This window comes from Levilactobacillus suantsaii (assembly GCF_014069315.1).
Lineage (GTDB): Bacteria > Bacillota > Bacilli > Lactobacillales > Lactobacillaceae > Levilactobacillus > Levilactobacillus suantsaii.
In genome coordinates, this window is record NZ_CP059603.1 from 2,320,639 (window position 1) to 2,345,242 (window position 24,604).

Here is a 24,604-nt window from a genome sequence, read left to right on the forward strand (position 1 = left end):
AGCCTTGCGGACGATCTCTTAAATTAGAATTTACTTTGACTACTCATAGCATTTTTAATTTAAATTCATTTTAGGGGTTTTACCGGATTTGTCAAGAGAAAAGTTTAGCTGTCTAGGTAGTCACTAATAGCAGTTATCAGGCCCCATGACCGACAAACCCATTTTTCACTGTTTTCTCATAACTCGTCTAGCGACCACAAAAAAAAGCCACGACCAAAGTCGTAGCCTCATGCTTAATTTAGATAACTTACAGTAATTCCGCAAAGACGTCTTCATTTTGGTTCAAGAAGTTGTCTCCCGGGCGAATCTCTGTAATGGTGATACCGTCGAGCGCTTCTTTCATCAAACCTTCCACGTCGAGATGCTTTTCGTACTTCCGGGACTTCTCCAAGTCCGGCCGCGTCTTCGGTGCCGGTGGCGTGAAAATCGTACAGCAGTCCTCGTATGGCAGGATCGACAGGTCATAGGTGTCGATATTCTTAGCCACCTTGATGATCTCCGTTTTATCCATCGACAACAACGGTCGTAAAATCGGCATCGTCGTGACGTCGTTGATGGCTTCCATACTTTCCAGAGTCTGTGAAGCCACTTGGCCCAGCGACTCCCCGTTAAAGATCCCCTTGGCGTGCCGCATGTGTGCGACTGCCACGGCCAACCGCAACATCATCCGCCGCTGAATGGTCATCAGATACCCTTCCGGCACGGATTCTTTGACGGTTTCTTGAATCTTAGCGAACGGCACCTGAATGAATTGGATGCCCCCGGAGTACTTGGCCAACTTAGCGGTCAATTCCTTGGCCTTAGCCAACGCCTGTTCAGACGTGTACGGCGGACTGTAGAAGTGGACCATGTCCAGCTTGACGCCCCGGCGCATCCCATAGTAGGACGCAACCGGTGAATCGATGCCGCCGGATAACATCATGACGGCCTTGCCACCGGTGCCGACTGGTAACCCACCGGCTCCTGGAATGGTCTGTCCCGAGATGTAGACCCCGTTCATCCGTGCTTCCACGCGAATCTCCAAATCAGGATGTTTCATCTTGACTTGGATGCCGGGTACATTTTCAAGAACGTGACTCCCTAAAATATCGTTTAGTTGATAGGTGTCATATTCAAACGACTTATCTTGGCGCCGGGTGTTGATTTTAAAGGTCATCCCCGGTTTAAAGTCCGCCTGCGCTAACGCTAAAACGGTAGCCTTGATGGCGTCGATATCTTTGTCGACCTTCACGGACGGCGAGAAGTTTTCGATGCCGAACTCCCCCTTCAGCCGGTCCATGACCGCCGTCGAATCAGCCCCGTTCAAGGTCACGTGTAATCGATCGTGTTGGGCACGAACTTCCAAGCCATCGAACTCACTGAGTGCTTTACGCACGTTGTGACCCAATTGCTTGATGAAGTCTTTTTTGTTCTTGCCCTTCGTCGACAATTCACCGTAGCGGACCATGATTTCGCTATATTCCATTGCGCGACCCCTTTCGTGATTAGCGTAATTTCGCAAATTGTTGATAAAGTTGGTCGAAGACCTGGTTGAATTGTTTGGCCTCTTCCATGGTGTTGTGTCCGTCTAACGAGATCCGTACAGCGCTGGTCGCAATGTCGTCATCCACGGCCATGGCTTGCAACGTACTCGATTCGACGTGCTTCTTCGACGAGCAAGCACTCGTCGTCGAAATGTAAATCTGGTGTTCCTCAAACGCGTGGACGATGGTTTCCCCCCGGACTCCAGCAATCGCAAAGCACAGAATATGGGGCGCAAAGACCGGTAAGTCCTTCGAGAAAATCGTCACGTGGGCAAACTGTTCGATATGGTGCAGAATTGCCAAGCGAATGGCGCGTTGCCGCTCGACCTTTTGGGCCTCGTCCGTCAGCAACATCCGCAAGGCCTTCGCCATCGCGGCAATGGCCGGCAGATTTTCTGTTCCGGACCGCAAGTTCCATTCCTGACCACCACCGGCCATTAACGGTGCAATCTTCCGCCCTTGGCGCTTGTACATGAACCCAATTCCTCTAGGCGCGTGGAACTTATGCCCGGAGAAGGTCACGAAATCGACCCGGTCGTTGAAAATCAACTTGCCCAGGCCCTTGCCAATGCCTTGAACAGCATCGATGTGCCAGTGAATCTTGGGAAAATCACGCATGACGTCTGCAATTTCAGCCAACGGTTGAACCGCCCCAATTTCGTTGTTGACCGCCATGGTCGACACCAGAATCGTAGTCGGCCGGATGGCAGCCCGCAAATCATCCGCGGAGACGCGTCCATTCTCATCGACCGGCAGGTACGTGACTTCAAAGCCCAGCTGCTTGAGCTGTTCCATTGAATTATGCACTGCAGGGTGCTCGACTGCCGTCGTAATCAAATGATTGCCAAATTCGCGTTTGGCCATCGCGGTCCCTTTGATGGCCCAGTTGTCACCCTCGGTACCACCACTGGTGAATAAGATTTCACTCAGCTTAGCTCCGACCAGGTCGGCAATTTGTTGACGCGATTGTTCGAGGAGGTTGAAGGCCTGTTCCCCAAAGTTATGCAAGCTAGAGGGATTGCCCCAGTAGTTGGCACTAACCTTGGCGTAGGTATCGACAGCTTCCGGTGCGGCTTTGGTCGTCGCACTATTATCAAAATAAATCATGCTGAACCCTCTTATCTTTTTCTATTGGTTCGACTCCGATAGAAATTCTCACTCATTATAAACACATTCTGAAAATCCCACAAGCCTTACCCGCATTTCTGCAAGCAAAAAGCGCCCTTTTTGCCGGCTTACGCCGGAAAAAGTGACGCTAGAACCTTACTTTTGCGACTCATCATCATGTTTCGGTTTTTCACGACCTTTACGCTGATAATAGGCATCTTCCAGGCGTTTATACGATCCTGGTTCCACCTTATCCAGCTCCGTAGCGATCGTTTCCAACGCTTTTGCATACTCATGGTCCTCGTCAAATAATTTTTTAGCCTCTTGACTGGCTTTAGCCAAATCTTCATGACTAGCCTGGTAACGGTTTGCGTACTGCATCAGTTCCTCTGACAATTCGGCACTGTCGAGTAAATCGTCTGTCCGTTCACTTAAACTATCGAGGTCGGTCTGGATAATCAGCAGCTGTTTGGTGATCTGTTCCATGTCGATTTGTGGCTGGTCCATGTCGGTCGCCAACTGTTCGACCTCATTACGGACCACGAAGAAGTAATCCAGGTAATTCTGCGGGACGCCCGGCAAGTTTAGATTTTCGACCTGCCGCCGTAAACTATGTAGTTTAAAATCAAATTGTCGTAATGTTTCCCGCGCCTGTCGTTCTTCGTCAGCTAATCCAGCCACACTCTTTAAAACTTTCGCCTGCTGTTCTTCAATTTGCTTTAAATCTTTTTCTTGCTGTTGTTGATGAGCCAACACAATGGAATAGGTTGCCGCTTGACCAGTCAAGTTCTGCACATCCCGCTGGTAGATACCATCGATGTTGCGCAACTGTTCGCTAAGTTCCCGGGCCGTTTCCAACTCTTGGTGGTCCAACGTGTAGTTTTGTTTCAAGCGGTCCAACTCGGCCATTAGGCTTTGATTTTGGTTCTGGGCGTGGGCAATGAATCGCGCCACGTTATCCAAGTTCTCATCGACCGGCTTTTTCGCGTCGATTTCTGTTTGCATCAAATCATACAAATGGTCGATCTGGTCGGCGATGCGCTGGTTGATCACCTTTGCGTCGTCTGGCCGCAGATCCGCTAAGGCAGCTAAATTACCGTTGACCTGGTCAGCTACCTTTTGGATTAATCCGGGAATATCCGCATCCCCAAAGTGATAAGCCTCGTTTGACAGTTGTTCGTAACCGCTCTTCAACTCACTGATTTGATCAGGATAAACGGCTGTTAAATCTTTATATAGTGGTGGGATGGCTTTGATCAAATCTTCCAGTGATGCCGTATCGGCCTTTAATTGGCCCAATACATCCGAGGCCCGTTCGTGGTCCCCAGTTTGGGTCAACTGGGTGAAGGTATCGAAGTTATCTTCCAATTGACCCAACCGCTCTTCCAAGCCGTCGATACTCGGGCCAAAGGCAAAATTCTTGGCCAAAAGCGTCTTGCGGAGATCCTGGTATTTCTGTTCCAAATCCCGCACGGCCTGTCGATGTTGTTTATCGACTTCCTGTAAGGCAGCTAATTTGGTCTGAACGGTTTGCACCAACTCGTCCGTTTGACTGACCAGCAACGTATCCTTGGCCAAATCGCGGCGTAACTGAATCAAGTTCAGCCCACGTGAATCATTCTTGAGCTGCGCTAACTGGGCGTCAATCCGCTTGAAGCGGTCCTGGGTAATGTCCGCATAGTCGTTTTGGAGTTCCTCAAACTGGGTCAACGATTGCCCCGTCAAACTGAGTTGACTCACAAGTTTAACCTCGTCGGCAAGCGGAATAGCGACGAGTGATGCTTTTTTATCCGCCAAGGCCGTGACTTGCCGACGAATCCGTTGCTGATAAGCGAGAATGCCTACATAGACGATAATCGCGAGTATAACGATTCCTACGAGCACAACAGTTACCATGATTGACCCCATCCTTCATCCACATTTAAACGCTCAACGAGTTGTAAAAACGCTCGGTCTAATTTACAATTTAATCTAATCCCAATTATAGCATAAGTCCCCAACGCTTCACTAGATTTTGCTATCCTATTAGGATTTTCTACCTATCTATTTTGAACTTTAACTACTGGAGGTTTTTGCATGACGGAACCAATCAACACTTTAATCACCGCACAACTCGACGCTTTGCTCCACGGTGAAACGAACCTCACGGCCAACTTGGCCAACGCTTCAGCCCTTTTAAAGCAAACCGTTGCAGACATCAACTGGGCTGGCTTTTACCTCTACCAACCCCAAACTGATGATTTAATCCTCGGCCCTTTCCAGGGTAACGTCGCCTGCGTGCACATCGAAAACAATCGTGGCGTTTGCGGGACCGCTCTGAGCACCCAAACGACACAACGAATCGCTGACGTCCACCAATTTGCTGGCCACATCGCTTGTGACTCGGCCAGCAACGCCGAAATCGTAGTGCCATTGACTTTAGCCGACGGCACCAAGCTCGGTGTTATGGACATCGATTCCCCATCGATCGACCGTTTCTCAGTCGACGACCAACACGTCTTAGAAGAATTCGCCCGGGTTTTACTCACGCATGTTGACAAAGCCTAAGGTTTCCGGTTATACTGATCGTCGTGTAAAATAATGCAGCAATGGGCGGTAAGCTCGTCAACAGATCATTGCGTTTGAAAGCTCAAGGAGTAACCTGCGGCTGCATAGGGTGAAACTTGCAAAATGATCTGCACGAATACTAAGCCTATAAATGGCCTTATTTTACTCCAAATAAATTTATTGGAGGACTCAATTTATGTCACGTTATACTGGCCCAAGTTGGCGGATTTCTCGTCGTTTAGGGGTTTCCCTTTCCGGCACTGGTAAAGAATTAGCACGGCGTCCTTACGCCCCTGGTGACCACGGTCAAGGCCGTCGTCAAAAGCTTTCCGAATACGGAACGCAATTACGCGAAAAGCAAAAGTTACGGTTCACCTACGGCTTGACGGAACGTCAATTCTACAACCTGTTCAAGCGCGCTGGTAAGATCAAGGAAGGAACCCACGGGACTAACTTCATGATCTTACTCGAACGTCGTTTAGACAACGTGGTTTACCGTTTAGGTTTGGCAACGACTCGTCGTCAAGCTCGTCAATTGGTTAACCATGGTCACATCACTGTTGATGGCAAGCGTGTGGACATTCCTTCATACGAAGTTGAAGTTGGCCAAGTGGTCAGCGTTCGCGAAAAGTCCAAGGACTTAGCCGTTATCAAGGGTGCCGTTGAAGCCGTTGTGGGTCGCCCACAATACGTTGACTTCAACGCTGACAAGTTGGAAGGTTCATTAACTCGGTTCCCACAACGTGAAGAACTCGATGCTGAACTCGATGACTCCTTAATCGTTGAATACTACAACCGTTAATTAACGCGAGGTTTAGTCCTCACTTTAACGGCTGGCGACCCTGTTGGGTACGCTAAAAAGACATCTCCGCTGATTGGCGGGGATGTTTTTTTGCGTGAAATTATCCCCACAAAAAAACTCCCATGTATCCCACCACATGGGAGCTCCTGATAATCTTGATTCGGCGTATTAGGTTCCCCGGTACATTGGCGGGGTTCCTATGACTTAGTTTAGCAGCTTAGCGGCACTAATGAGGCCCAAACGCAAAATTTCTATTTAGGACTTCGTCAACTGCGTCAGCTAGCCAAGTTTACCCCAAAAGTGCCCGGTACAACGGGATTAACGCCGCCAACGTGGCCTGAATCGTTTGGAGTTGGCGCGCTGCGTGACCGGTAAAGAAAGCCGACCCCCGAGGAAACGTCCGCCCCACCAGCCACTCGGCGTGGGGGTGGCGTTGTGCCGTCATCAGTTGTTGCGCACCGGTCAAGGTCAACGGCTGGTGATCCGTCTTATCCGTATGATCTATGGCCCACTCAAAATTAGCGGGCAACGCGGTCAACAACTCAGTCGAAACCCGAGCTACCGTGGCCTGCCGCTGGCGAACTTCTTGGAGAACGACCAGCCAGATGAACAACCGGTCGTCCCACAGACCCAGTTCTAAGTGCGGTAACATTTTGTATCCCCGTTTGGACGTGCTCCACGCGACCCAGGTATCCGGTGGTGGGTTCTTACTACGACGGCGGTGTTGGGCAACATGAGCGTACACCGGTCCGCCAATCGTTGCCAACTGCGGTTGCACGGCAGTCACGGTCGCCATGAATTTCGGGTCGATTTGGGTCTTGATTTTCTCCAATCGTCCCGCCAACGTGGTGTCGTTGAAAATGTCAAAGTCACTGTTCAGGTACATCCCAGCACCTCCTAGTACTGCTTGCTCGTGATTACATGTTATACTAATGCCACTACGTTGAAAAGAGGGATTAACATGTCGGATAAGAGTTCGATGGAACAACATATGGATGCAGCCATGTATGGCACGCCTAAGGTTAAACCTGACGAACAGCGGCGTTATCTCGGAACTTTCCGGGAACGGGTCTCACTTGCGATGACCATTGCGGAAGTCGTGGATCATCAAAACTTATCAGCTTTCATTACCGAGATTACCGCACACCCGGATTACCAGGTTATTTTAAACGGTCACATCGACCAAAGCGACTTGGGCCCCTACCTCAAAGTGGCGAGTCAGCACAACGTCCAGTTCACGATTCGTCAAGATACCATTTATGGCATCAATGACAGTGACTATGGCCTTATCGTAGCTAGTGATACGGCTATTAATCAGTCGCCAATCGATTTGACCAAGAAGTACCCTGACGACACGACCACACAAGCAAACGATGCGGACGACACATCTAAGAAAACTAGCTGGTTGGGCCGCTTGCTTGACCATTAACGTCCAGTTCATAAAGGAGTTTTTAAATTTTGGCACAACCTTTAGCCTACCGGATGCGGCCCCAACGCCTCGAAGACGTCGTGGGCCAACAGGATTTAGTTGGCCCCGGCAAGATCATTGCCCGGATGGTCAGCGCTAAGCTCCTGTCGTCCATGATCTTATACGGCCCACCCGGTACCGGAAAAACGAGCATTGCCAGTGCGATTGCCGGCTCGACCAAGTACGCTTTTCACAAGCTGAACGCCGCGACCGATTCTAAAAAGGATCTCCAAGTCGTCGCCGAAGAAGCCAAGATGAGTGGCACCGTGATCTTACTGCTCGACGAAATCCACCGGCTCGATAAAACTAAACAGGACTTCCTGTTGCCCCACCTTGAAAGCGGGCGCATCATCCTAATCGGGGCAACCACCGAGAACCCCTACTTAAACATCAACCCGGCCATTCGGAGCCGAACCCAGATCTTTGAGGTGCATCCCCTGACCCACGCTGATATCGTGACCGCCTTAACACGGGCATTACACGATAACGACCGGGGTCTGGGCAAACTCCCCTTAGATGTAGCAGCTGACGCCCTGGACTTCATGGCGGATGCGACCAACGGTGATTTACGGAGCGCCTTGAATGGCCTGGAGCTAGCCGCCCAGTCCACGCCACCAACTGCCGATGACGACCGAATCCACGTGACTTTAGCTATCGCCGAAGAATGTTTCCAACGTAAGGCCTTGGTCGGTGACAAGCATGGCGACGCCCATTATGACGTCATCTCCGCGTTTCAAAAGTCGATTCGGGGTAGCGATACCGACGCGGCGTTGCATTACCTGGCCCAACTGGTGGCCGCCGGTGACCTGCCGTCGATTTGTCGACGACTCATGGTCATTGCTTACGAAGACGTGGGGATGGCCAACCTTCCAGCAGCGGCACGGACCGTTCAAGCCGTCCACGCTGCCCAACAGTTGGGTCTTCCTGAAGGCCGGATTCCCTTAGCCGATGCAGTCATCGACCTCTGCCTGTCGCCAAAATCCAACTCAGGGATCAGCGCCATCGACGCCGCCTTAGACGATGTCAGCAACGGTCACAGTGGCGTCGTCCCCGATCACTTGAAGGATGCCCACTATGCCGGCGCCAAGCAGTTGGGTCACGGGACTAACTATCAGTTTCCCCACGATTTCCCCAATGATTGGGTCGCGCAACAATACCTCCCGGACACCTTACGGCACGCACAATACTACCACCCTAAGGCCAACGGGCGCTTCGAACAAAAGCTGGGTGAACAGTACCGGCGCCTGCGGCAAGCGAACAAGCCTGAGCGTTGATATTTAAATATTTATATGCTAAGATACAAGTGATTCTAAGGTGTACGCGTTGTCTTACTACAAGTTGCCGAACAAGTAATTCTTATAAGGGATCGCCAATGATAACGCCTATGACAGGCCTTTTCACTTGGTAGTCAGAATCGTTATCTCGCTTTCCCCCCTGCATTGTCATCGCGGGTCAACATGACTGGACAATTAACGGCACCACTTAGAACATCAAAGCCCCGTGCTTTGAGGACCATTCCTTTGAGTGGTCCTTTTCTTTTGGGCTTAACTCCCGCTTGCGGTTTCGTCGGCGTCCTAGTAAACTAGTGCTCAGTCGCACCCATGCGGTGTCAAGGAGGAAATGTGTTGTGTTAATCACCATACTTATGATTTGCTACACCCTATTATCTTTTGGTATCGGCTGGTACTTTTACAGTCACCGGCGCCGAGCCTTTTTAGTCTTTCATCCCGAAAGTACCCCAGCCTTAAGTCACGTCCTCAGTTGGGGGGGCATCATCCTCATGATTATCGGTCTCATCGCTGCCGTAGCTACCATCATGAACAACTTCGTTTTCATCTCGATCATCTTGCTGGTGGGGGTCATTGCCATCATCAGCTTACAATTGATTTTGGTCCATTGGTTCCCTAAAGGTGAGTAACCGGTTACAAATTTTGCCGCTTTTTTTGCCATTTTACTTTTTATTTCAACGCAAATAACGTATCATGAAAGTATCAAGTAATGAGAGGTGAACATATATGTTACAACAATACAAGCACATTTTAGTCCCAGTTGATGGCTCCTACGAGGCGGAATTAGCCTTCAAAAAAGCCGTGGCCGTGGCTAAGCGTAACGATGCTGATTTACATCTCGTTCACGTTGTCGATACCCGCGCTTTCCAAAACATCTCGAGCTTCGATACCAGTATGGTGGAACAAGTGACCGAGACGGCAAAGAAGACGCTCGATAAGTACATCTCAGATGCCAAGGCGGAAGGCCTCGAAAAAGTGGACTACGCCATCGAATACGGAGCGCCTAAGACCATCATTGCCCGCGACGTGCCGCGCGACAACGATACCGATTTGATCATGATTGGGGCCACCGGGTTAAACGCGGTGGAACGGCTCTTAATTGGATCCGTAACCGAATACGTGACTCGAACCGCTATTTGCGATGTGATTGTGGTCCGGACCGACTTGAACAACAAGCCGGCCAAAACCACCATTGCCAACCAAGAGTAATTCTTAACCAAGCCATTATCCGAGTCCGGGAGTCTTCCCGGGCTCTTTTTTTGTTACTAACGGTCTTCCGTCACTCGTTAGTGGCTGATTTTTCACGGTCTTTTTTTGTATCATCTTGGATTTGCCATGGTCATGACCATGCCCTGAATAACTTAAAAAGTGCACCACCTTCAAATGGTTTTTCCATTTAAAGGCGGTGCACTTTAACGTCTTGTTTCAAAATTTGTAAATTACTATCACACCGTTTAAGCGGACTGTCCTAGTTCCGCCTAAGAAGCCCAACGTCTACTAGGAGGTTGGCAACACAGAGCATAACGATCAAAACTAACCGACGCCCCAGTGTAAAATAGATGATGATCGAGTACACCCCCACTACGACCATATTCAACCAAATATTATTGACTATATTTAGATGGGTTCGATAGAAATTATCTAAGTGTTCTGTTCCAAACCACATCGAGAACACGAAGAGTAGCCACCATAAGCCCCATAAATCGATAGTTTCACCCCTTACTTATTGAGGTTGATTCAACTACCGCTCTAATCGGTTAAAATGGGCCCCGTGGTCCGACCTAAACGCTGCTGTAGGGCTTCGTTGTGGGTCACCACAGCCAGCGTCTTAGCAATCTCCAGACTCTGCTTAGCCGCAGCCGTTGCCAACAAGGCTTGTTCCGCTTGCCCCTTCAATTCGTACAAAACATCGATTAAGTATAAGGAATCTTCTTGCTTTACCAACCGCAAAGCGGCATCCACGTTTTCGTTGACCAGTTGGGGTTGTTCCAATTGTGTGTATAATTGTGCAATCCGGTAACGGGCCCAAATCAAGCGTTTGAACTCCCCTTCCTCATGCCACTCGTAACCATCTAAGTAAGCCATGGCTTCGCGTAAGTAATAGTGAACCTGGTCGTACTCCTTACGGTCAACGTAGGCTAAGGCCATCCCTAAGTTGCTGACGATAGCGTACAGGTCCCATGGCATCCGGTAAGACCGGTGTAACAATAAGTTGAAGTGGAAAATCGCTTCGTCCGTCCGTTGCCGCGAGAAGATCTCCACGAAACCCCGGAAATAGTGGTAGCGTTCCCGGTCAAAGGAATTCTGGATGCTCGCCAAATCGATTTGGACCAGAATCCGGTCGGCGCCATGAAAGTCGCCGAAGCGCAAGGCCCGCGATAAACGGCTGAATTGCTCGTCTAATCCGTTCCCCATTCCGGTCAAGACATCTTCAAACGAAATATTCAGTCGACGACAAATTTCCAAAATGATTTTGATACTTGGTACCTTATTCTTTTTCTCCATCAGACTAACCGTGGCCTGCGTGCAGATGCCTTCAGCCAATTCCTGCTGCGATAAATTCTTTTGCTTGCGGTATTGTTTGAGCTTGTCCCCTAGTAAGCGCATCTCATATCTCCTCTTAAGTCAGTTCTAATCCTCAGCATTGATGATAAAGACGAACCTTTCTTTAAAAATCGATTAATATATTCGGTAACCTTTTTCATACCCCGTCACCGATATTCCCATCAACGATCCCCAATCTCTTTATCATTAATTCTTATAATAAGTGATTTATGAGGAAACACAAGCAATTTACCGCTTTATTAATGAACTTTAATCTGTATATACCATTTTATCATTTTTTTGTTAACCGCCCGATTCACACAACTATCGTTTACCGAATATTTTATTAATGTTCGTATTTTATCCATTTAGTCAATTACTTGATAATTCAAATATAGCTTAAGGTAAAGTTGGCCACAATCGCCCAGAACACCCGATTAGGGCGTTGGGCCACTACCCGTTGTAAGCGCCCGGCTTGGTCCGTAATCTGGCCATCGACCCCTAAGGCCCACGCCCGACTCATCGCTGTCGTGGCGTCCGGCGTCCACAAATACGTTGCGGCGCCCTGCCGATGGGCTGCCAAGATGAACTGATCACTGAGCGAACGTTGCTGAAACGAATAAAAATCTGCTGGGACCGAGGCTGGATCCACCCAATTAAAGGGCGTGATGAACCCCACCCGCAACCGGGGCGCAACCCGGCGTAATTGCGCCACCACTCGGTAATCTAGCGAATGCACGGCCGAATGGTCTCGTCGTAAGCGTGCCCCGTACAAGTGAGCGAACCGCCGCACCATCCCCCGCGAATCCGTTGGGGTGGTCTTGAGCTCGACCAATAGCGGCTGGTGAAGCCGTTCAGCCGTCTTCAAATATTTTGGCCAACTCACTAGACGCCCACGTTGGCCATTTTCTCGCAATGTCAGCCCGCTAAGTTGAGCTTGGGTCAACTGGTGCGGCGTCACGTTACGATGCGCGAGGGTCTTTAAATTTTCATCATGGAGGACGACCCAGCGATGGTCCCGGGTCTCGTGCAGATCCATTTCCACGTATTGGGGGTGGAGCCGCTTGGTGTGACGCAACGCGCCTAACGTATTTTGAACCCCCACACCAGCATCCAATCCCCGGTGACTGATGACCGTGGTCGCTAAAAAACGGGGCATCTGCCAAGCCTGCACGATGACCGCCCCACTGATCACGACCCAAACTAACACCAGACCACCCAGTGACCACCGTGAGCGTTGCATCCGCGGTACTGCCACCGCAGGCTGACCACACCAACACCAAATAAGGGTGACCGTGCCTAAGAGACTCGCCATGGTATATCCCGCTAAGATGAGGCTTAAAGACCCCAACGCAAACGCCGTCGCACCACTCGGCGATAGCCACTGATCAACGGCCCAGTTACCAACCACTAAGGCCCCGCTCATCATCCCCCAACTTAGCATCAGACCAGCTAACCAGCCCAGTCCTTGAAGCATCTGTCGGGGCGTGCCAATAACAGTCGTCAACCGCCAATGCTGCGGTCCCCAAATCAGGCTGTACGCCACTAAGACCAGGTAGACGACGGCAACGGCCCCCAATAACGGGTGACGGTACAGGCTGATGTCGTTGACCCACGCAGCAGGTAATTTGAGACGAACTAAGAAGCGGCTGCCTAAACCCCACAAGCCCCAGGGTAAAGCGAGTCCTACTAGACTGACCAACAGGCCCGACCAGGCCAGTCCCACGCGCCAACCGCGCTGAAAGAACGGCGTGGCACGATAGCTTTGGGCAACTTGGCGGAATTGCCAAACCACATTAGCCAATAAGAGGACTACTAAGGCCACCTGGCCAACAGCCCAGCCGGGAAACTGACCGCACCATCGCAATAAGCCCAGTTCCAAAATAAGGCCGGCCCAGCCCCATGTTAACCGCGGCGTCAGCATCCCCACGCGCCAAACCGCTTTTAGTTCTCGCCATCGTATCACCCTAAAGACTCCCCTCCACAAAAAAAGCCGATGAGTCCGCCAAAGCGTCTCACCGACTCAAACTCTCAATCTACTGTTGTTTCTTTAACTTGTACGTCGAAGCGGCCGAGTGGTTATCCAACGGGACAAAGTCGTAAGCTAATTGGTCCTGGCGTTTAAATTCTGCTAGTGCTAAATCAATCAAACGGTCGATCAATTCAGTATAGCTGATGCCAGAAGCCTCCCACAATTGTGGATACAAACTAATGTTGGTGAAACCAGGCAAGGTATTGACTTCACCCACGTACGGCACACCGTCCTTGGAAACCAGATAGTCGATGCGGGCCATCCCCTTAAGGCCTAAGGCAACGTATGTCTGTAGACCCATCGTGGTGATTTCCGTCGTCAACTTTTCAGGCAACTTCACGGGAACCTCGAAGGTCACCCCACTGGCGTCCACGAACTTGTTATTGTAATCGTAGAAAACGTCCTTTTCTGGGACCCGAATCGCCCCGAGCTTGGACGCTTGGGGATGCTCGTTACCCAAAATGGAAATCTCGACTTCTTGTAAGCCCGCAATGGTCTCCTCGACTAACACCTTGTAATCGTACCGGAAAGCATCTTCTAGCCCCTCCAGATACTCCTGTTCGTTGCTAGCCTTATGAATACCGACCGAAGAGCCTTGGTTGGCGGGCTTGATGAAGACATCCTGGCCCAACTGCGCTTTGACCGTGGCGTAATCGTAGTTTTCCCGGTTTGCCGGCGTGACCACCACATACTTGGTGTTGCGGATGCCGTTCGCCGTCAAGACCTGCTTCGTGCGGTCCTTATCAAAGGACGTGGCCGATGCCAAGACGTCACTACCAACATAGGGTTTTTTCAACAACCGGAAAAGCCCCTGGATAGTCCCGTCTTCACCCAAATTACCATGAATAATCGGGAAGAACACATCAATATCCTTTGCTTCAGAGAGATTCCAAATGGGTGCCAATGGGTTTGCCGGGTCAACTTGGGCCTGTTCCTCCGCGGCAACTTGCGCCTCATCTTCGCCGTCAAAAACGCGCCGAGAAGCTGCGTCACTCAGGACGAAACCGTCGCGGGTCAGTAAGAATAAACTCACAGCATAGCGGGTCTTGTCCATTGCATCGTAAATGTTACGAGCAGAGCGTTTCGAAACGTCGTGCTCGGAGGAATTACCACCGAATAATAAACCGACGTGTAACTTGTTTTTTTCCATGATGTCACTCATCCTAACGTGTGTATTTCGGTTAGCCTTCAGTATACCATTTCCCTCTGAATATTAGAATAATTTTATGCTATAAAACCATCCGGCGCATCAAATTATCTTGGATGCGTTTGGGGAGATCTAACTGAAAACACAGGTCCCCAGCCAGTCGGCGACCATTAAACATGAGGTTCCACCGGCTAGTGTTACTATCTTCAAGGCTTGGAAAGCCACCTAAATCTGGCCATTGATTTAAAGCGTCAAGGAGTGCTGATTCGTAAAGGACATTTCGATTAGCCAAAGTCGTCAAATACGAACTAATCTGGGTCAATTCTCCGTTGTACAAGGGCGTTTTCAGCTGCTTTAGGCGTTCAAACAAAATTACCATCAAGAAAATCTTATCGGCTCGTGGTAACCAATCCCCCGCCCCCAAGCGATCCATCAAAAAAGCCATCTCACTAAAGGTCGTCAACTGGCCACTGTGCGTGACAAACCCGCGAGTATCCGTTTCTAAACAAATATAAGTGGCAATTTGGATGACAAAGTGGTCTACATTCAAATGGACGGTCCCGGGATGATTGTTTTCGTATTCCATCACCACCGCCAATAGTCGCGTCGCGGCTGCTCGCCCGAATGCGCCGCGATTGACGGGTTCCAAAATATGATTAAATAAATAATCAGGTCCCAAAAGCTGCAATGCTAACCACCGAAACTGGTCCGCTGATAATACCCCACTATCCACAAACCGAATAAGCGTTGGTAGGGCCAATCCATAGCGGGTCCGATAATCCGTGGACCGTAGGTAGGGTAAGACCAAATCCAAATCGGCTTGAGACACGTGTGTCACGTGATAGTCTTTTGCTATTAACGGCGCCAACCATTCCTCAAGTTGGGCGACATCGGGCGGTAACGTCACGGTCGTCCGCTGCCGCCGACGAGTGTTCAAAATAATATGGCTGACCCGTTGGCCCAACGTCTGGTACACGTTCCCATCGTGTAGCTCATCGCGTAGCTTTTGTAATTGGTCTCGGACAGCAATAATCTGCGCATCCATTTCAATTTTTTTAGTCATCATTTAGCCCCCCACAGCTATTGTCTTACGCGTCCACTTTACCAGTATTAATGACCGGCTGTGATCCCCGCTCATTAATAATCGAAACCATCATGTTATTAATCAATTGGAGCTTTTGGCCGTCAGTTAAATTCAGATCCGTTTCGGCCGTCAAGCGACTGATCGCCCCCTCAGTAATAGAAACCGCCCCTTCAACGATAATTTTTCGGGCCGATAGAATGGCCTGCGACTGTTGCCGCTGGAGCATGGCGGACGCAATTTCTGTGGCGTAAGCCAAGTGCGTTAAGCGGGTCTCAACAATCTTGACCCCGGCCACCGTCAACCGCTCCTGTAACTCCTCGGTCAGATGCGTGGAAACTTCCGTGGGATTGCTACGCAACGTGACGGCCTGTTGGTCATCGAAGTTGTCATAGGCATACTCGGACGCCACGTGCCGGATAGCCGACTCGCTTTGGATCTCCACGAATTGCTCGTAATCTTCCACGGAAAAGAGAGCCTTACTGGTATCGACTACCTTAAAAACAATCACCGCTGCAATCTCTACGGGATTCCCTTGTAAGTCGTTGACCTTGAGGATCGTACTGTTGAAGTTGCGCACCCGCAAGGAGACCGTGGTCTTGTTAGTCAAAGGCACCGTCAAGTACAAACCGGCTTCGCGAATCGTCCCGATGTACCGGCCAAAAAACGTCAGCACCTTCGACTGGTTAGGACTCACAATCGTGAGACTGCTGGCTCCTAAGATAGCGATTACAATCAAGAGTACACCCAGGACCCCTAAGGCCCGCGAGCCCGCTGTTAGAAACAGGCAGTAGCCCCCACCAGCCAACAAGGCCAGGACCAGAATCAACCCTAAGTAGCCATTAATGTGAAACACGTTTTTCTCCGTCATGTGACCCATTCCTTTCAACACCCTATATTTTACCGGCCAACCGCTTTTAAACGATACTATTAGGCCTTCAATTAACCGGTGACCGTGCCAACTGCCTCGTTAAAGAGGCTAGCACTTTTCAACTCCATTATACCTGACTTAGTAGGTCCCACAAAGTCGCCCAACTAAAACGACGGGGCAAGCCAATTAGGGCTTGTCCCGTCGTTTTATGTAGAAGTCGTTTAATTAAGCTTCCGGATGTCTTAAGAATTAATATTCTTGAACATCAACAAACCAAGCAGCATCTGCATCGCTGCCATTTAACGCATCAAAGCTATCGGCTAAAGCGGGGTTGACTGCCGTGACCTTACCCGTAACTGGGCTAGGAATATCGGAAACAGCTTTGTCGGCTTCAACGTTCAACAAGTTGTCGCCCTTCTTTACTTGGTCGCCAACGGCTGGTAACTTAGCGAACTTGATGGTCCCTAATTCGTCTTGACCCTCAGTTGTCAAACCAATCCGGGTCCCATCAGCGGTGGCCTTCGTCCAGAAATACTTTACCATTTCACTCATAATGCAAAAGCTCCTTTATTTAAACGATTCGTTACGACTAAACATGTAACTCTTATAATGATACCGCATTGACATAATTAATCCAATCCCAATCAGATTTCCAATCAACGCCGACCCCCCTTGACTCACGAAGGGTAATGGAATCCCAGTCAGGGGCAACAGCCCAATACTCATCCCGATATTTTCGAACACGTGGAAGAGAATCATCATGATGACCCCCGTCGAGATATAAGCATAGAAGACGTTTTTCGTATCGAACGTGACCCGAATCATTTGGTAGATCAACAGGAAGTACAGGAAAATCAGCACACAACCACCAATAAACCCAAAATTTTCACCAATGACGGAGAAAATCATATCGGACTCCCGCACGGGCACGTAAACGTGTGACGTGTTGAACCCGGTCCCAAAGATACCGCCAGAACCAACGGCCTTCATACTCTGCCAGAGTTGGTATCCCTGGTCAGACGTATCGGCTGAAGGATGTAACCAGGTGTCGACCCGAGAGAATTGGTAAGATTGGAACCCGACCTTCTCCAAAATTTTTCGACCCCAACCAGTCGTCACCAGCGTCAGGGCGGTCCCCCCGATAACAGCAATCAAACTAAATGATGGGACTAAAATTTTCCAGGTCACACCAGAAACTAAGATGACGCCCCCAGCAATGGCGAAGAACACTAACATCGTACCGAAGTCGTTTTGAAGTTTCAAGGCAACGGCCACCGGAATGGTCCATAAGATAACTTTCCCAATCAACCGCCAATCGGAATTAAACGTGTGGACCGGAAAATTATTATTATGGTCCGCTACGACCCGCGCCAACATCAAGATGAAGGCCGGTTTCATCACTTCAGAGGGCTGGAAGGTCAACGACCCAATCGCAAACCAACTTCGCGCCCCGGTATTAGCATAGTACGACCGGCTGTAAAAAATCAGCACGGCGAAAAGCAGAAAAAGCCCAATCCCGTAAAGTAACGGGGCAACTTTCCACAACTGTTCAGAATCAAACTGCATGATAATGATAATGGCCACGGTCCCAATCACATACCAGACCAATTGAGACACGACGGCCGAGGTCACACTGGTCGCACTCGAATCGTGCGTTGCCGCAACATAAATCGACGCCAACCCAATCAAGGCCAACATCAACACGCAAAAGATAATCCCCCAATCGATTCGGGAATCCACCTCGTCTTGCTGTCTCGTCGCATTTTTTGCCACAATAAATTGCTCCTTAATCAAACTCATATTTTGTTTCAATTATAAAGGCCGTAGGGAAAACGTGAACTGCCCCTACGGCCAATTTTACCAAAAATTATTATCCGCGGTGCAAATGATAGTCCCGCAATAACACTTCGACACCTTCGTCAACGGTCTTGACGTGGTAAACGTCACCATCCGTTAACTGAGCGGCAAAGCGGCCCTCTAAGGGTTGGACCGTGCCGATGGTTTCTTTGCCAATCTTTAAAACGGACATCGTTTCCCCGTTTGGTAACTTTTGCTCATCCACGGTGACCTGCACCGCTTTTTCTCGTTTGCTCATGCCGATTTCTCCTTTTACTTAATCGTGGGTTGCGACTTATCTAAGCCCATTTTTTGGCGATAAGCGCGCTCTGCCGCGACGTTGCGCCGCAGGGTGAAATGATCAGGAACTGGGTCGATGCCACCACGAACCAAGGGATGGCACCGTAAGATCCGGGCCAAGCCCATTAGTCCTCCTTTCACCGCACCGTGTTTGGTCAACGCCTGCAACATATACGTTGAACAGGTGGGATAGTACCGACAGGTCGGTGGAAATAGTGGCGAGATCCAGCGCTGATAGCCCCGGACCAGCAACATTAATAAACGACGCATCAGTTCATCCCCCCTGACTAAAGAGTCTAGTTGTTTTGTTTAGCCGTCTTGGTGTTCATGTGCTCTAGTAAGACACCGGCACCCTTGGCCACGTTATCCAACGGATCTTCTGAGATGATGACGGGGACCGTCAGTCGTTGGGAGAAGAGCTTGTCGATACCGTCTAACAAAGCGCCCCCACCGGTCAGCATGATGCCCCGGTCGATGATGTCAGAGGCCAATTCTGGCGGTGTCGTCTCTAATACGGACTTAGCGGCTTCAACGATTTGGTCCACGGAGTCATGAATGGCTTCTTCAACTTCCGTGGCCGTGATTGTGGTCTCGGTCGGCATCCCCGAAACGGAATCCCGTCCCCGAACGGCCATGGTCTTGTCATCGTTACCTGGCTCGGGGTAAGCCGTCCCAATCTTGATTTTAATGGTTTCGGCCGTCCGTTCCCCAATGATCAAATTATGTTTGTGCTTAAGGAAGTTGACGATTTCCGAGTTCATCCGGTCACCAGCCACCCGAATAGAGCGACTTGAGACGACGTCACCCAACGACAAGATGGCGATATCACTGGTTCCACCACCCATGTCGATGACCATGTTGCCACTTGGCTTGAAGATGTCCATGCCGGCACCTAACGCTGCGACTTTCGGTTCAGCTTCCAAGTAGACCTTGGCGCCACCCGACTTTTCAGCCGCCTGAATGATAGCCTTCCGTTCGATTTCCGTAATGTTGGTTGGCGCACAAATCATGATGTTGGGCTTGGACAAAAAGCCCTTCACACTCAACTTATTAATAAAGTAAGATAGCATGGCTTCGGTGATGTCGAAATCAGAAATGACCCCGTCCTTTAACGGCCGAATCGCCCGAATATTGCCGGGTGTCCGTCCCACCATTCGGTAGGCTTCAGACCCCACCGCCAATACTTTATCGGTCTTCGTGTCAATCGCGACCACGGATGGTTCGTTCAATACGATACCCTTGCCGACCACGTAAATTAAAACGTTCGCAGTCCCCAGATCAATTCCAATGTCTTTCGCCATACTGTTGTTTCCTCCTGATTTTATGCCAATTTTCAACATTTTATTATACCATACTCCACCCAAACTCTAAACGGTTTGTCAAGGCTAACTTGAGCCACCGCCCCATCATAATAAAAGGGGACCTAGGCCTTAGTCCCAGATCCCCTTGCGGGCGCCATTTAGCGGGAAACCACTAAACGCTCTCGTGTTTAGATTTCGTTGTTTACGCGTTTGTTTGCCAACACGACCGTATCATTATCTGGCACGGTAATGCGTTTGACCTCAGCACCTAAGGCGGTCAGCTTCTTATGGAAGTCGTAATAGCCGCGATCTAAGTATTTGAGATTAGTGACTTGCGTATAACCATCCGCAACCAAGCCCGCCAAAACCAACGCGGCGGCGGCACGGAGATCAGTCGCTGCGACTTCGGCCCCGTTAAAGTCAGTTGGGCCGTGCATGACAACTGTTCGGCCACTGATTTGGAATTGCGCGTTCATCCGCCGGAGTTCCTCCAAGTGCATAAAGCGGTTTTCAAAAACCGTTTCAGTCATGGTGCTAGTCCCCTCAGCTGCGAGCTGCAGAATGGTCATCTGCGGCTGCATGTCCGTGGGAAAACCTGGATATGGCATGGTCTTCACGTCAGTTGGGCGTAAAGTCTTCGGGCCAATGACCCGGACCCCGCCAGCTTCTTCCGTGACTTGCACACCCATTTCTTGTAACTTGGAAATCAGGGGCTTGTTATGTTCAACGATACCGTCCTTGATCAAGACGTTCCCTTGCGTCAACGCTGCAGCCACCATGAAAGTGCCGGCTTCGATGCGGTCTTGAACCACGTTATGGTCGGTTCCGTGCATGGCAGAGACTCCATCGATCCGTAACGTTTCGGTCCCCGCACCCCGAACGTGAGCGCCCATTTTATTCAAAATGTTAGCGAGGTCCACAATTTCGGGTTCGCGCGCCACGTTATCGATTTCAGTGGTTCCCTGTGCTAAGCAAGCCGCCATCATGATGTTTTGGGTCGCTCCCACACTCGGAAAGTCAAGGTAAATGTGGCTTCCCGTCAGGTGATCGGCAAACGCCTCAATGTACCCATCATGTTGTTCGATGCGGGCACCCAAAGCTTGCAGACCCTTCAGGTGTAAATCGATCGGTCGCGTCCCAATTGCGCATCCGCCAGGCAATGCCACCCGGGCATGACCCAAGCGGGCCAGGAGTGGTCCCATCACGACAATCGAGGCCCGCATCTTCGACACATACTCAAAGGGCGCTTCACTCGACAGTTGCTTCGTCGCATCAATCGTGATTTGTCGCTTTGCTTCATCAAAGTCCACGCTTAAATTCAAGAAGCGTAGAACTTTATTCATTGTGTAAACGTCAGATAGAACCGGAACATTTGCTAAATGCGTAATCCCATCACGGGCTAGAATCGACGCTGCCAAAATGGGCAACACGGCATTCTTTGCTCCTTCGATTTGAACTACACCAGATAAGCGGTTCCCACCATGAACAATGATTTTTTCCATGGGATACCTCCAGAGATTTTTTATAGGTCTACGCTACCGTACGAGATAGCCCAGATTACGAACATTATCAATGAAGTCCAAGAAGAATGAACTGCAGCCAAAACCGACCGCCACCGCGAGCATTACAATCAATACGCGGGCCTGCCGGGGATAAAACGGCATTAACCGTTCAATGTGTAACGCAGAAATCGACCAAAAGGCCAATGCGATGAAGCATAGGTGACTCGTAATGGTTAAGATGCCTTGGATACCTAGTAACTTCATTCGCTCAATCCTTCCCGAACATTCCCATTAACTATAGCATAATTTATGCACGCTGTCCCTTGGAATTCCCTTAAAACGCCCAGTTGTAATATTACATTTATCCACTAGTGATTTAGCGGCGACGCCATTGCCGCAAAAAAACGGTAATCTCCCACATGGAGATTACCGTTTCATAAGAGACGTTTAAATTATGACGCCTAGTGCTTGGCAACATTGATCCGGTTGACCGCTCGCCGCAAAGCCACCTGGGCCCGTGCCAAATTATCAGCATCGTGCGCAGATTGAGCCTGCTTGATCGATTTCTCGGCGCGTTGCCGGGCATTTTCGGCCCGGGCAACGTCAATGTCATCTTGACGTTCCGCACTGTCAGCAACAATGGTAGCCGTATTGTTCGAGAATTCGAGAAAACCACCGTTGACGGCGATTTTGTCCTCAGTATCATCATGCTTGACCCGGACCACGTCAACCTCCAAAGAAGAGATGACGGGCACGTGGTTAGGCATGATCCCGAGTTGCCCCAGCTTGGTCGTTACGGCCAAGAAGGTGCCATCGTTATCATAGACACGACCATCGGGAGTGACGATACTAACGGATAGAACTGATGAATTATCAGCCAATTAGAATCCCTCCCTAGTTGTTTTCGAGCGATTCGTTCATTTGCTTAGCCTTAGCGACGGCGTCTTCGATACTCCCACAGTTCCGGAAGGCATCTTCTGGCAGGTCGTCGTACTTCCCGTCTAAGATAGCCTTGAAACTCCGAATGGTATCTTCCAACTTCACGTACTTTCCGTCCAAGCCCGTAAACTGAGAAGCCACGGAGAACGGTTGCGACAAGAAGAACTGAATGCGCCGAGCCCGGTTAACAATCGTTTGTTCTTCTTCAGACAGTTCATCCATCCCTAAGATGGAGATAATGTCTTGGAGTTCGTGATAGCGTTGTAAGACGTGTTGCACACTCGTCGCCACGTCATAGTGCTCTTGGCCGATAATTTCTGGGGCCAGAGCCGTTGACGTCGAAGCCAATGGGTCCACGGCGGGGTAAATCCCTTGTTGCGTTAAAGAACGTTCCAAGTTAGTCGTGGCATCCAAATGGGCGAAAGTCGTCGCTGGCGCTGGGTCGGTGTAGTCATCGGCTGGGACATAGACGGCTTGAATCGAGGTGATAGACCCCTTCTTCGTCGACGTAATCCGTTCCTGTAACTGACCCATTTCAGTGGCCAACGTTGGTTGGTACCCAACGGCTGAAGGAATCCGACCTAACAGGGCGGAAACTTCAGAACCAGCTTGCGTAAACCGGAAGATGTTGTCGATAAACAACAGCACATCTTGGCCCTTAACATCCCGGAAGTATTCCGCGATGGTTAAGCCGGTCAAGGCAACCCGCATCCGGGCACCAGGTGGTTCGTTCATTTGTCCGTAAACCATGGCGGTTTGCTTCAAAACGCCGGACCCCTTCATTTCCCAGTACATATCGTTACCTTCACGGGTCCGTTCACCAACACCGGTGAAGACGGAAATCCCGTTATGGCCCTGGGCAATATTATGAATTAATTCTTGAATTAAAACGGTCTTACCAACACCGGCACCACCGAACAACCCAATCTTCCCACCACGAACGTAAGGTTCGAGTAAGTCAATGACCTTGATTCCCGTTTCCAGGATTTCGGTCGTTGGGTTTAATTCGTCATACTTTGGTGCGTCACGGTGAATTGGCATCCGTTCAGCATCCGGACCAAATTCGGCGCCGCCGTCGATTGGATCCCCTAAAACGTTGAACACCCGACCTAACGTGTCGTCACCAACGGGAACAGAAATAGAAGCTTTGGTGTTTTCTACTTCCATGCCCCGGCGAAGACCATCGGTCCCGTCCATGGCAATCGTCCGCATGACCCCGTCACCTAATTCCAAGGCAACCTCGGTCACAAGCGCACTACCATCATCTTTTTTGATGTTTAAGGCGGTGTTGATATCAGGTAATTCATCGTTTAATGGGAATTCAACGTCAACGACTGGTCCGATAACTTGAACAACTTTACCAGTACTCATTATTCGTTAATTCCTCCCGTCATTAGTTCTTTAAGGCTTCTTGCCCACCGGTAATTTCGGTGATTTCAGTGGTGATCGCCGCTTGACGTGCACGATTATAGTGCAGTTGCAACGTCCCAATCAAATCATCGGCATTATCAGTGGCCGATTGCATCGCATTCGTACTGGATGCGTGTTCAGAAGTCTTAGCGTCCAGAATGGCACCATAAACTAAGCTTTCCGCGTATTGTGGTAAGACGACCTGCAACACTTCTTCTTCAGAAGGTTCCGTGTCGTACTCCGCCGTCAACGGCTTAGTTGGCGTGTCATTCGCAGCGTCGGTCGTTAAGGTTTCCTTATCGACCGGTAACATCTTTTCAGCCCGGAACCGGGATGAAATTCGGTTAACAAAGTGGTTGTAGCATACGAAGAGTTCATCGAACACTTCGTTATTGAACATCGTGGTGACCGTCTTGACGATTTCCCGAACTTCGTTGAATTCAGGCACGTCACTGACTCCCCGGTATTCATATGCGACATTGACCCCCCGCCGTTTGTAGAAGTCCGCACCGGTCCCCCCGACGGCTAAAATCATGTAGTCGTCTTGGTTGGGGGTCCGGTCGTCGATAAAGCGGTTAGCATCCCGTAGGATACTGCTGTTGTAGCTCCCCACCATACCACGATCAGAGGTAATGACCAGATAAGCGGTCTTCTTCACTGGACGGTCTGACTGCAGGTTGCTTGAGGAATTATCCAACAGATGAGACTGCGAAAGGTGCATCACAACCGCTTTGACCTTCGACACGTAGTCTTGGTAACCGGTCGTATGTTTCTGAATCTTATTTAACTTCGCCGTCGAGACCATTTGCATGGCCGCCGTAATTTGGCGGGTCGCCTTGGTCGAGTTAATCCGACGCTGAACGTCATGAATCGATTCAGCCATTGTTCCTCACCATCCTTCCTTC

The 24,604-nt window shown here is 50.0% G+C and carries 25 protein-coding genes; 6 read left to right on the forward strand and 19 right to left on the reverse strand.

Translation table 11 applies throughout. The annotated features are described in order from the left end of the window. Positions 1 to 247: 247 nt before the first annotated feature. The 3 genes from thiI to ezrA all read right to left on the reverse strand — a co-directional run bounded on the left by thiI (position 248) and on the right by ezrA (position 4,526). The gene (gene thiI, locus H3M12_RS10885) at positions 248 to 1,465 is read right to left on the reverse strand and encodes a tRNA uracil 4-sulfurtransferase ThiI (RefSeq protein WP_129031291.1); all 1,218 of its coding nucleotides are present in this window, start codon (positions 1,463 to 1,465) and stop codon (positions 248 to 250) included. A gap of 19 nt (positions 1,466 to 1,484) precedes the next feature. Beyond that, positions 1,485 to 2,630: a cysteine desulfurase family protein gene (locus tag H3M12_RS10890; RefSeq protein WP_129031292.1), complete on the reverse strand. Its 1,146-nt coding sequence runs from the start codon at positions 2,628 to 2,630 to the stop codon at positions 1,485 to 1,487. A gap of 156 nt (positions 2,631 to 2,786) precedes the next feature. Then, on the reverse strand, positions 2,787 to 4,526 hold the full coding sequence (gene ezrA, locus H3M12_RS10895) for a septation ring formation regulator EzrA (protein ID WP_225423475.1): 1,740 nt from the start codon (positions 4,524 to 4,526) through the stop codon (positions 2,787 to 2,789). A 180-nt stretch (positions 4,527 to 4,706) separates the two neighbouring features. Between ezrA and H3M12_RS10900 the strand changes: the two genes are divergently transcribed. Next, positions 4,707 to 5,177 (forward strand): GAF domain-containing protein, encoded by a 471-nt coding sequence (locus H3M12_RS10900; protein WP_182150721.1) that lies wholly within the window; start codon positions 4,707 to 4,709, stop codon positions 5,175 to 5,177. 196 nt (positions 5,178 to 5,373) lie between these two features. Then, entirely contained in the window at positions 5,374 to 5,979 is a 606-nt protein-coding gene (gene rpsD, locus H3M12_RS10905) for a 30S ribosomal protein S4 (protein WP_129031295.1), read from the forward strand. A gap of 289 nt (positions 5,980 to 6,268) precedes the next feature. Here rpsD and H3M12_RS10910 read toward each other — a convergent pair whose 3' ends face one another. Beyond that, on the reverse strand, positions 6,269 to 6,865 hold the full coding sequence (locus H3M12_RS10910; protein WP_129031296.1) for a DUF1054 family protein: 597 nt from the start codon (positions 6,863 to 6,865) through the stop codon (positions 6,269 to 6,271). 75 nt (positions 6,866 to 6,940) lie between these two features. Here H3M12_RS10910 and H3M12_RS10915 point away from each other — a divergent pair, with 75 nt between their 5' ends. The 4 genes from H3M12_RS10915 to H3M12_RS10930 all read left to right on the forward strand — a co-directional run bounded on the left by H3M12_RS10915 (position 6,941) and on the right by H3M12_RS10930 (position 9,945). After that, positions 6,941 to 7,408: a YueI family protein gene (locus H3M12_RS10915; protein WP_129031297.1), complete on the forward strand. Its 468-nt coding sequence runs from the start codon at positions 6,941 to 6,943 to the stop codon at positions 7,406 to 7,408. Positions 7,409 to 7,437: 29 nt separating this feature from the next. Further along, positions 7,438 to 8,721 carry a replication-associated recombination protein A gene (locus H3M12_RS10920; protein ID WP_129031298.1) on the forward strand — a complete coding sequence of 428 codons (1,284 nt, stop codon included), beginning with the start codon at positions 7,438 to 7,440 and terminating at the stop codon, positions 8,719 to 8,721. Between the two features lie 353 nt (positions 8,722 to 9,074). Continuing rightward, complete coding sequence (locus H3M12_RS10925; protein ID WP_129031299.1) at positions 9,075 to 9,365, forward strand: hypothetical protein; 291 nt, start codon at positions 9,075 to 9,077, stop codon at positions 9,363 to 9,365. 97 nt (positions 9,366 to 9,462) lie between these two features. Next, positions 9,463 to 9,945 carry a universal stress protein gene (locus H3M12_RS10930; RefSeq protein ID WP_129031300.1) on the forward strand — a complete coding sequence of 161 codons (483 nt, stop codon included), beginning with the start codon at positions 9,463 to 9,465 and terminating at the stop codon, positions 9,943 to 9,945. A gap of 540 nt (positions 9,946 to 10,485) precedes the next feature. Here H3M12_RS10930 and H3M12_RS10935 read toward each other — a convergent pair. The 15 genes from H3M12_RS10935 to H3M12_RS11005 form a co-directional block, all read right to left on the reverse strand. Next, positions 10,486 to 11,343, reverse strand: coding sequence for a helix-turn-helix transcriptional regulator (locus H3M12_RS10935; protein ID WP_182150722.1), 858 nt, complete (start codon positions 11,341 to 11,343; stop codon positions 10,486 to 10,488). A gap of 325 nt (positions 11,344 to 11,668) precedes the next feature. Continuing rightward, positions 11,669 to 13,246: a glycerophosphodiester phosphodiesterase gene (locus H3M12_RS10940; RefSeq protein WP_129031302.1), complete on the reverse strand. Its 1,578-nt coding sequence runs from the start codon at positions 13,244 to 13,246 to the stop codon at positions 11,669 to 11,671. Between the two features lie 70 nt (positions 13,247 to 13,316). Beyond that, positions 13,317 to 14,462, reverse strand: coding sequence for a D-alanine--D-alanine ligase family protein (locus H3M12_RS10945; RefSeq protein ID WP_129031303.1), 1,146 nt, complete (start codon positions 14,460 to 14,462; stop codon positions 13,317 to 13,319). 79 nt (positions 14,463 to 14,541) lie between these two features. Beyond that, positions 14,542 to 15,522, reverse strand: a complete 981-nt coding sequence (locus H3M12_RS10950) for a DUF2785 domain-containing protein (RefSeq protein ID WP_170954921.1) — start codon at positions 15,520 to 15,522, stop codon at positions 14,542 to 14,544. Between the two features lie 25 nt (positions 15,523 to 15,547). Then, positions 15,548 to 16,411, reverse strand: a complete 864-nt coding sequence (locus tag H3M12_RS10955; RefSeq protein WP_129031305.1) for an SPFH domain-containing protein — start codon at positions 16,409 to 16,411, stop codon at positions 15,548 to 15,550. A gap of 249 nt (positions 16,412 to 16,660) precedes the next feature. Then, positions 16,661 to 16,963 carry a glycine cleavage system protein H gene (locus H3M12_RS10960; protein WP_129031306.1) on the reverse strand — a complete coding sequence of 101 codons (303 nt, stop codon included), beginning with the start codon at positions 16,961 to 16,963 and terminating at the stop codon, positions 16,661 to 16,663. A gap of 15 nt (positions 16,964 to 16,978) precedes the next feature. Beyond that, complete coding sequence (locus tag H3M12_RS10965; RefSeq protein WP_225423476.1) at positions 16,979 to 18,184, reverse strand: FtsW/RodA/SpoVE family cell cycle protein; 1,206 nt, start codon at positions 18,182 to 18,184, stop codon at positions 16,979 to 16,981. Between the two features lie 97 nt (positions 18,185 to 18,281). Further along, on the reverse strand, positions 18,282 to 18,506 hold the full coding sequence (locus H3M12_RS10970; protein ID WP_129031308.1) for a DUF2969 domain-containing protein: 225 nt from the start codon (positions 18,504 to 18,506) through the stop codon (positions 18,282 to 18,284). Positions 18,507 to 18,520: 14 nt separating this feature from the next. Beyond that, a complete protein-coding gene (gene yidD / locus H3M12_RS10975; RefSeq protein ID WP_129031309.1) occupies positions 18,521 to 18,817 on the reverse strand; it encodes a membrane protein insertion efficiency factor YidD in 297 nt (98 codons plus the stop codon). Between the two features lie 26 nt (positions 18,818 to 18,843). Then, on the reverse strand, positions 18,844 to 19,848 hold the full coding sequence (gene mreB / locus H3M12_RS10980) for a rod shape-determining protein (protein ID WP_129031310.1): 1,005 nt from the start codon (positions 19,846 to 19,848) through the stop codon (positions 18,844 to 18,846). A 188-nt stretch (positions 19,849 to 20,036) separates the two neighbouring features. Next, positions 20,037 to 21,350: a UDP-N-acetylglucosamine 1-carboxyvinyltransferase gene (gene murA / locus H3M12_RS10985; RefSeq protein ID WP_129031311.1), complete on the reverse strand. Its 1,314-nt coding sequence runs from the start codon at positions 21,348 to 21,350 to the stop codon at positions 20,037 to 20,039. A 33-nt stretch (positions 21,351 to 21,383) separates the two neighbouring features. Next, on the reverse strand, positions 21,384 to 21,614 hold the full coding sequence (locus H3M12_RS10990; protein ID WP_129031312.1) for a DUF1146 family protein: 231 nt from the start codon (positions 21,612 to 21,614) through the stop codon (positions 21,384 to 21,386). Between the two features lie 197 nt (positions 21,615 to 21,811). Continuing rightward, complete coding sequence (locus H3M12_RS10995) at positions 21,812 to 22,231, reverse strand: F0F1 ATP synthase subunit epsilon (protein ID WP_129031313.1); 420 nt, start codon at positions 22,229 to 22,231, stop codon at positions 21,812 to 21,814. Between the two features lie 13 nt (positions 22,232 to 22,244). Continuing rightward, complete coding sequence (gene atpD, locus H3M12_RS11000) at positions 22,245 to 23,660, reverse strand: F0F1 ATP synthase subunit beta (RefSeq protein ID WP_129031314.1); 1,416 nt, start codon at positions 23,658 to 23,660, stop codon at positions 22,245 to 22,247. A gap of 22 nt (positions 23,661 to 23,682) precedes the next feature. Next, entirely contained in the window at positions 23,683 to 24,582 is a 900-nt protein-coding gene (locus H3M12_RS11005; protein WP_129031315.1) for a F0F1 ATP synthase subunit gamma, read from the reverse strand. Positions 24,583 to 24,604 lie beyond the last annotated feature (22 nt).

Excerpts from the sequence above, each read along its gene's own strand:
- thiI (WP_129031291.1), bottom strand. The coding sequence starts at position 1,465 with ATGGAATATAGCGAAATCATGGTCCGCTACGGTGAATTGTCGACGAAG.
- ezrA (WP_225423475.1), bottom strand. The coding sequence starts at position 4,526 with ATGGTAACTGTTGTGCTCGTAGGAATCGTTATACTCGCGATTATCGTC.
- H3M12_RS10950 (WP_170954921.1), bottom strand. The coding sequence starts at position 15,522 with ATGACTAAAAAAATTGAAATGGATGCGCAGATTATTGCTGTCCGAGAC.
- H3M12_RS10930 (WP_129031300.1), top strand. The coding sequence starts at position 9,463 with ATGTTACAACAATACAAGCACATTTTAGTCCCAGTTGATGGCTCCTAC.
- H3M12_RS10890 (WP_129031292.1), bottom strand. The coding sequence starts at position 2,630 with ATGATTTATTTTGATAATAGTGCGACGACCAAAGCCGCACCGGAAGCT.
- murA (WP_129031311.1), bottom strand. The coding sequence starts at position 21,350 with ATGGAAAAAATCATTGTTCATGGTGGGAACCGCTTATCTGGTGTAGTT.
- H3M12_RS10910 (WP_129031296.1), bottom strand. The coding sequence starts at position 6,865 with ATGTACCTGAACAGTGACTTTGACATTTTCAACGACACCACGTTGGCG.
- mreB (WP_129031310.1), bottom strand. The coding sequence starts at position 19,848 with ATGGCGAAAGACATTGGAATTGATCTGGGGACTGCGAACGTTTTAATT.
- H3M12_RS10970 (WP_129031308.1), bottom strand. The coding sequence starts at position 18,506 with ATGAGCAAACGAGAAAAAGCGGTGCAGGTCACCGTGGATGAGCAAAAG.
- H3M12_RS11005 (WP_129031315.1), bottom strand. The coding sequence starts at position 24,582 with ATGGCTGAATCGATTCATGACGTTCAGCGTCGGATTAACTCGACCAAG.
- H3M12_RS10915 (WP_129031297.1), top strand. The coding sequence starts at position 6,941 with ATGTCGGATAAGAGTTCGATGGAACAACATATGGATGCAGCCATGTAT.
- H3M12_RS10935 (WP_182150722.1), bottom strand. The coding sequence starts at position 11,343 with ATGCGCTTACTAGGGGACAAGCTCAAACAATACCGCAAGCAAAAGAAT.
- atpD (WP_129031314.1), bottom strand. The coding sequence starts at position 23,660 with ATGAGTACTGGTAAAGTTGTTCAAGTTATCGGACCAGTCGTTGACGTT.
- H3M12_RS10960 (WP_129031306.1), bottom strand. The coding sequence starts at position 16,963 with ATGAGTGAAATGGTAAAGTATTTCTGGACGAAGGCCACCGCTGATGGG.
- rpsD (WP_129031295.1), top strand. The coding sequence starts at position 5,374 with ATGTCACGTTATACTGGCCCAAGTTGGCGGATTTCTCGTCGTTTAGGG.
- H3M12_RS10955 (WP_129031305.1), bottom strand. The coding sequence starts at position 16,411 with ATGACGGAGAAAAACGTGTTTCACATTAATGGCTACTTAGGGTTGATT.
- yidD (WP_129031309.1), bottom strand. The coding sequence starts at position 18,817 with ATGCGTCGTTTATTAATGTTGCTGGTCCGGGGCTATCAGCGCTGGATC.
- H3M12_RS10900 (WP_182150721.1), top strand. The coding sequence starts at position 4,707 with ATGACGGAACCAATCAACACTTTAATCACCGCACAACTCGACGCTTTG.
- H3M12_RS10945 (WP_129031303.1), bottom strand. The coding sequence starts at position 14,462 with ATGGAAAAAAACAAGTTACACGTCGGTTTATTATTCGGTGGTAATTCC.
- H3M12_RS10990 (WP_129031312.1), bottom strand. The coding sequence starts at position 21,614 with ATGAAGTTACTAGGTATCCAAGGCATCTTAACCATTACGAGTCACCTA.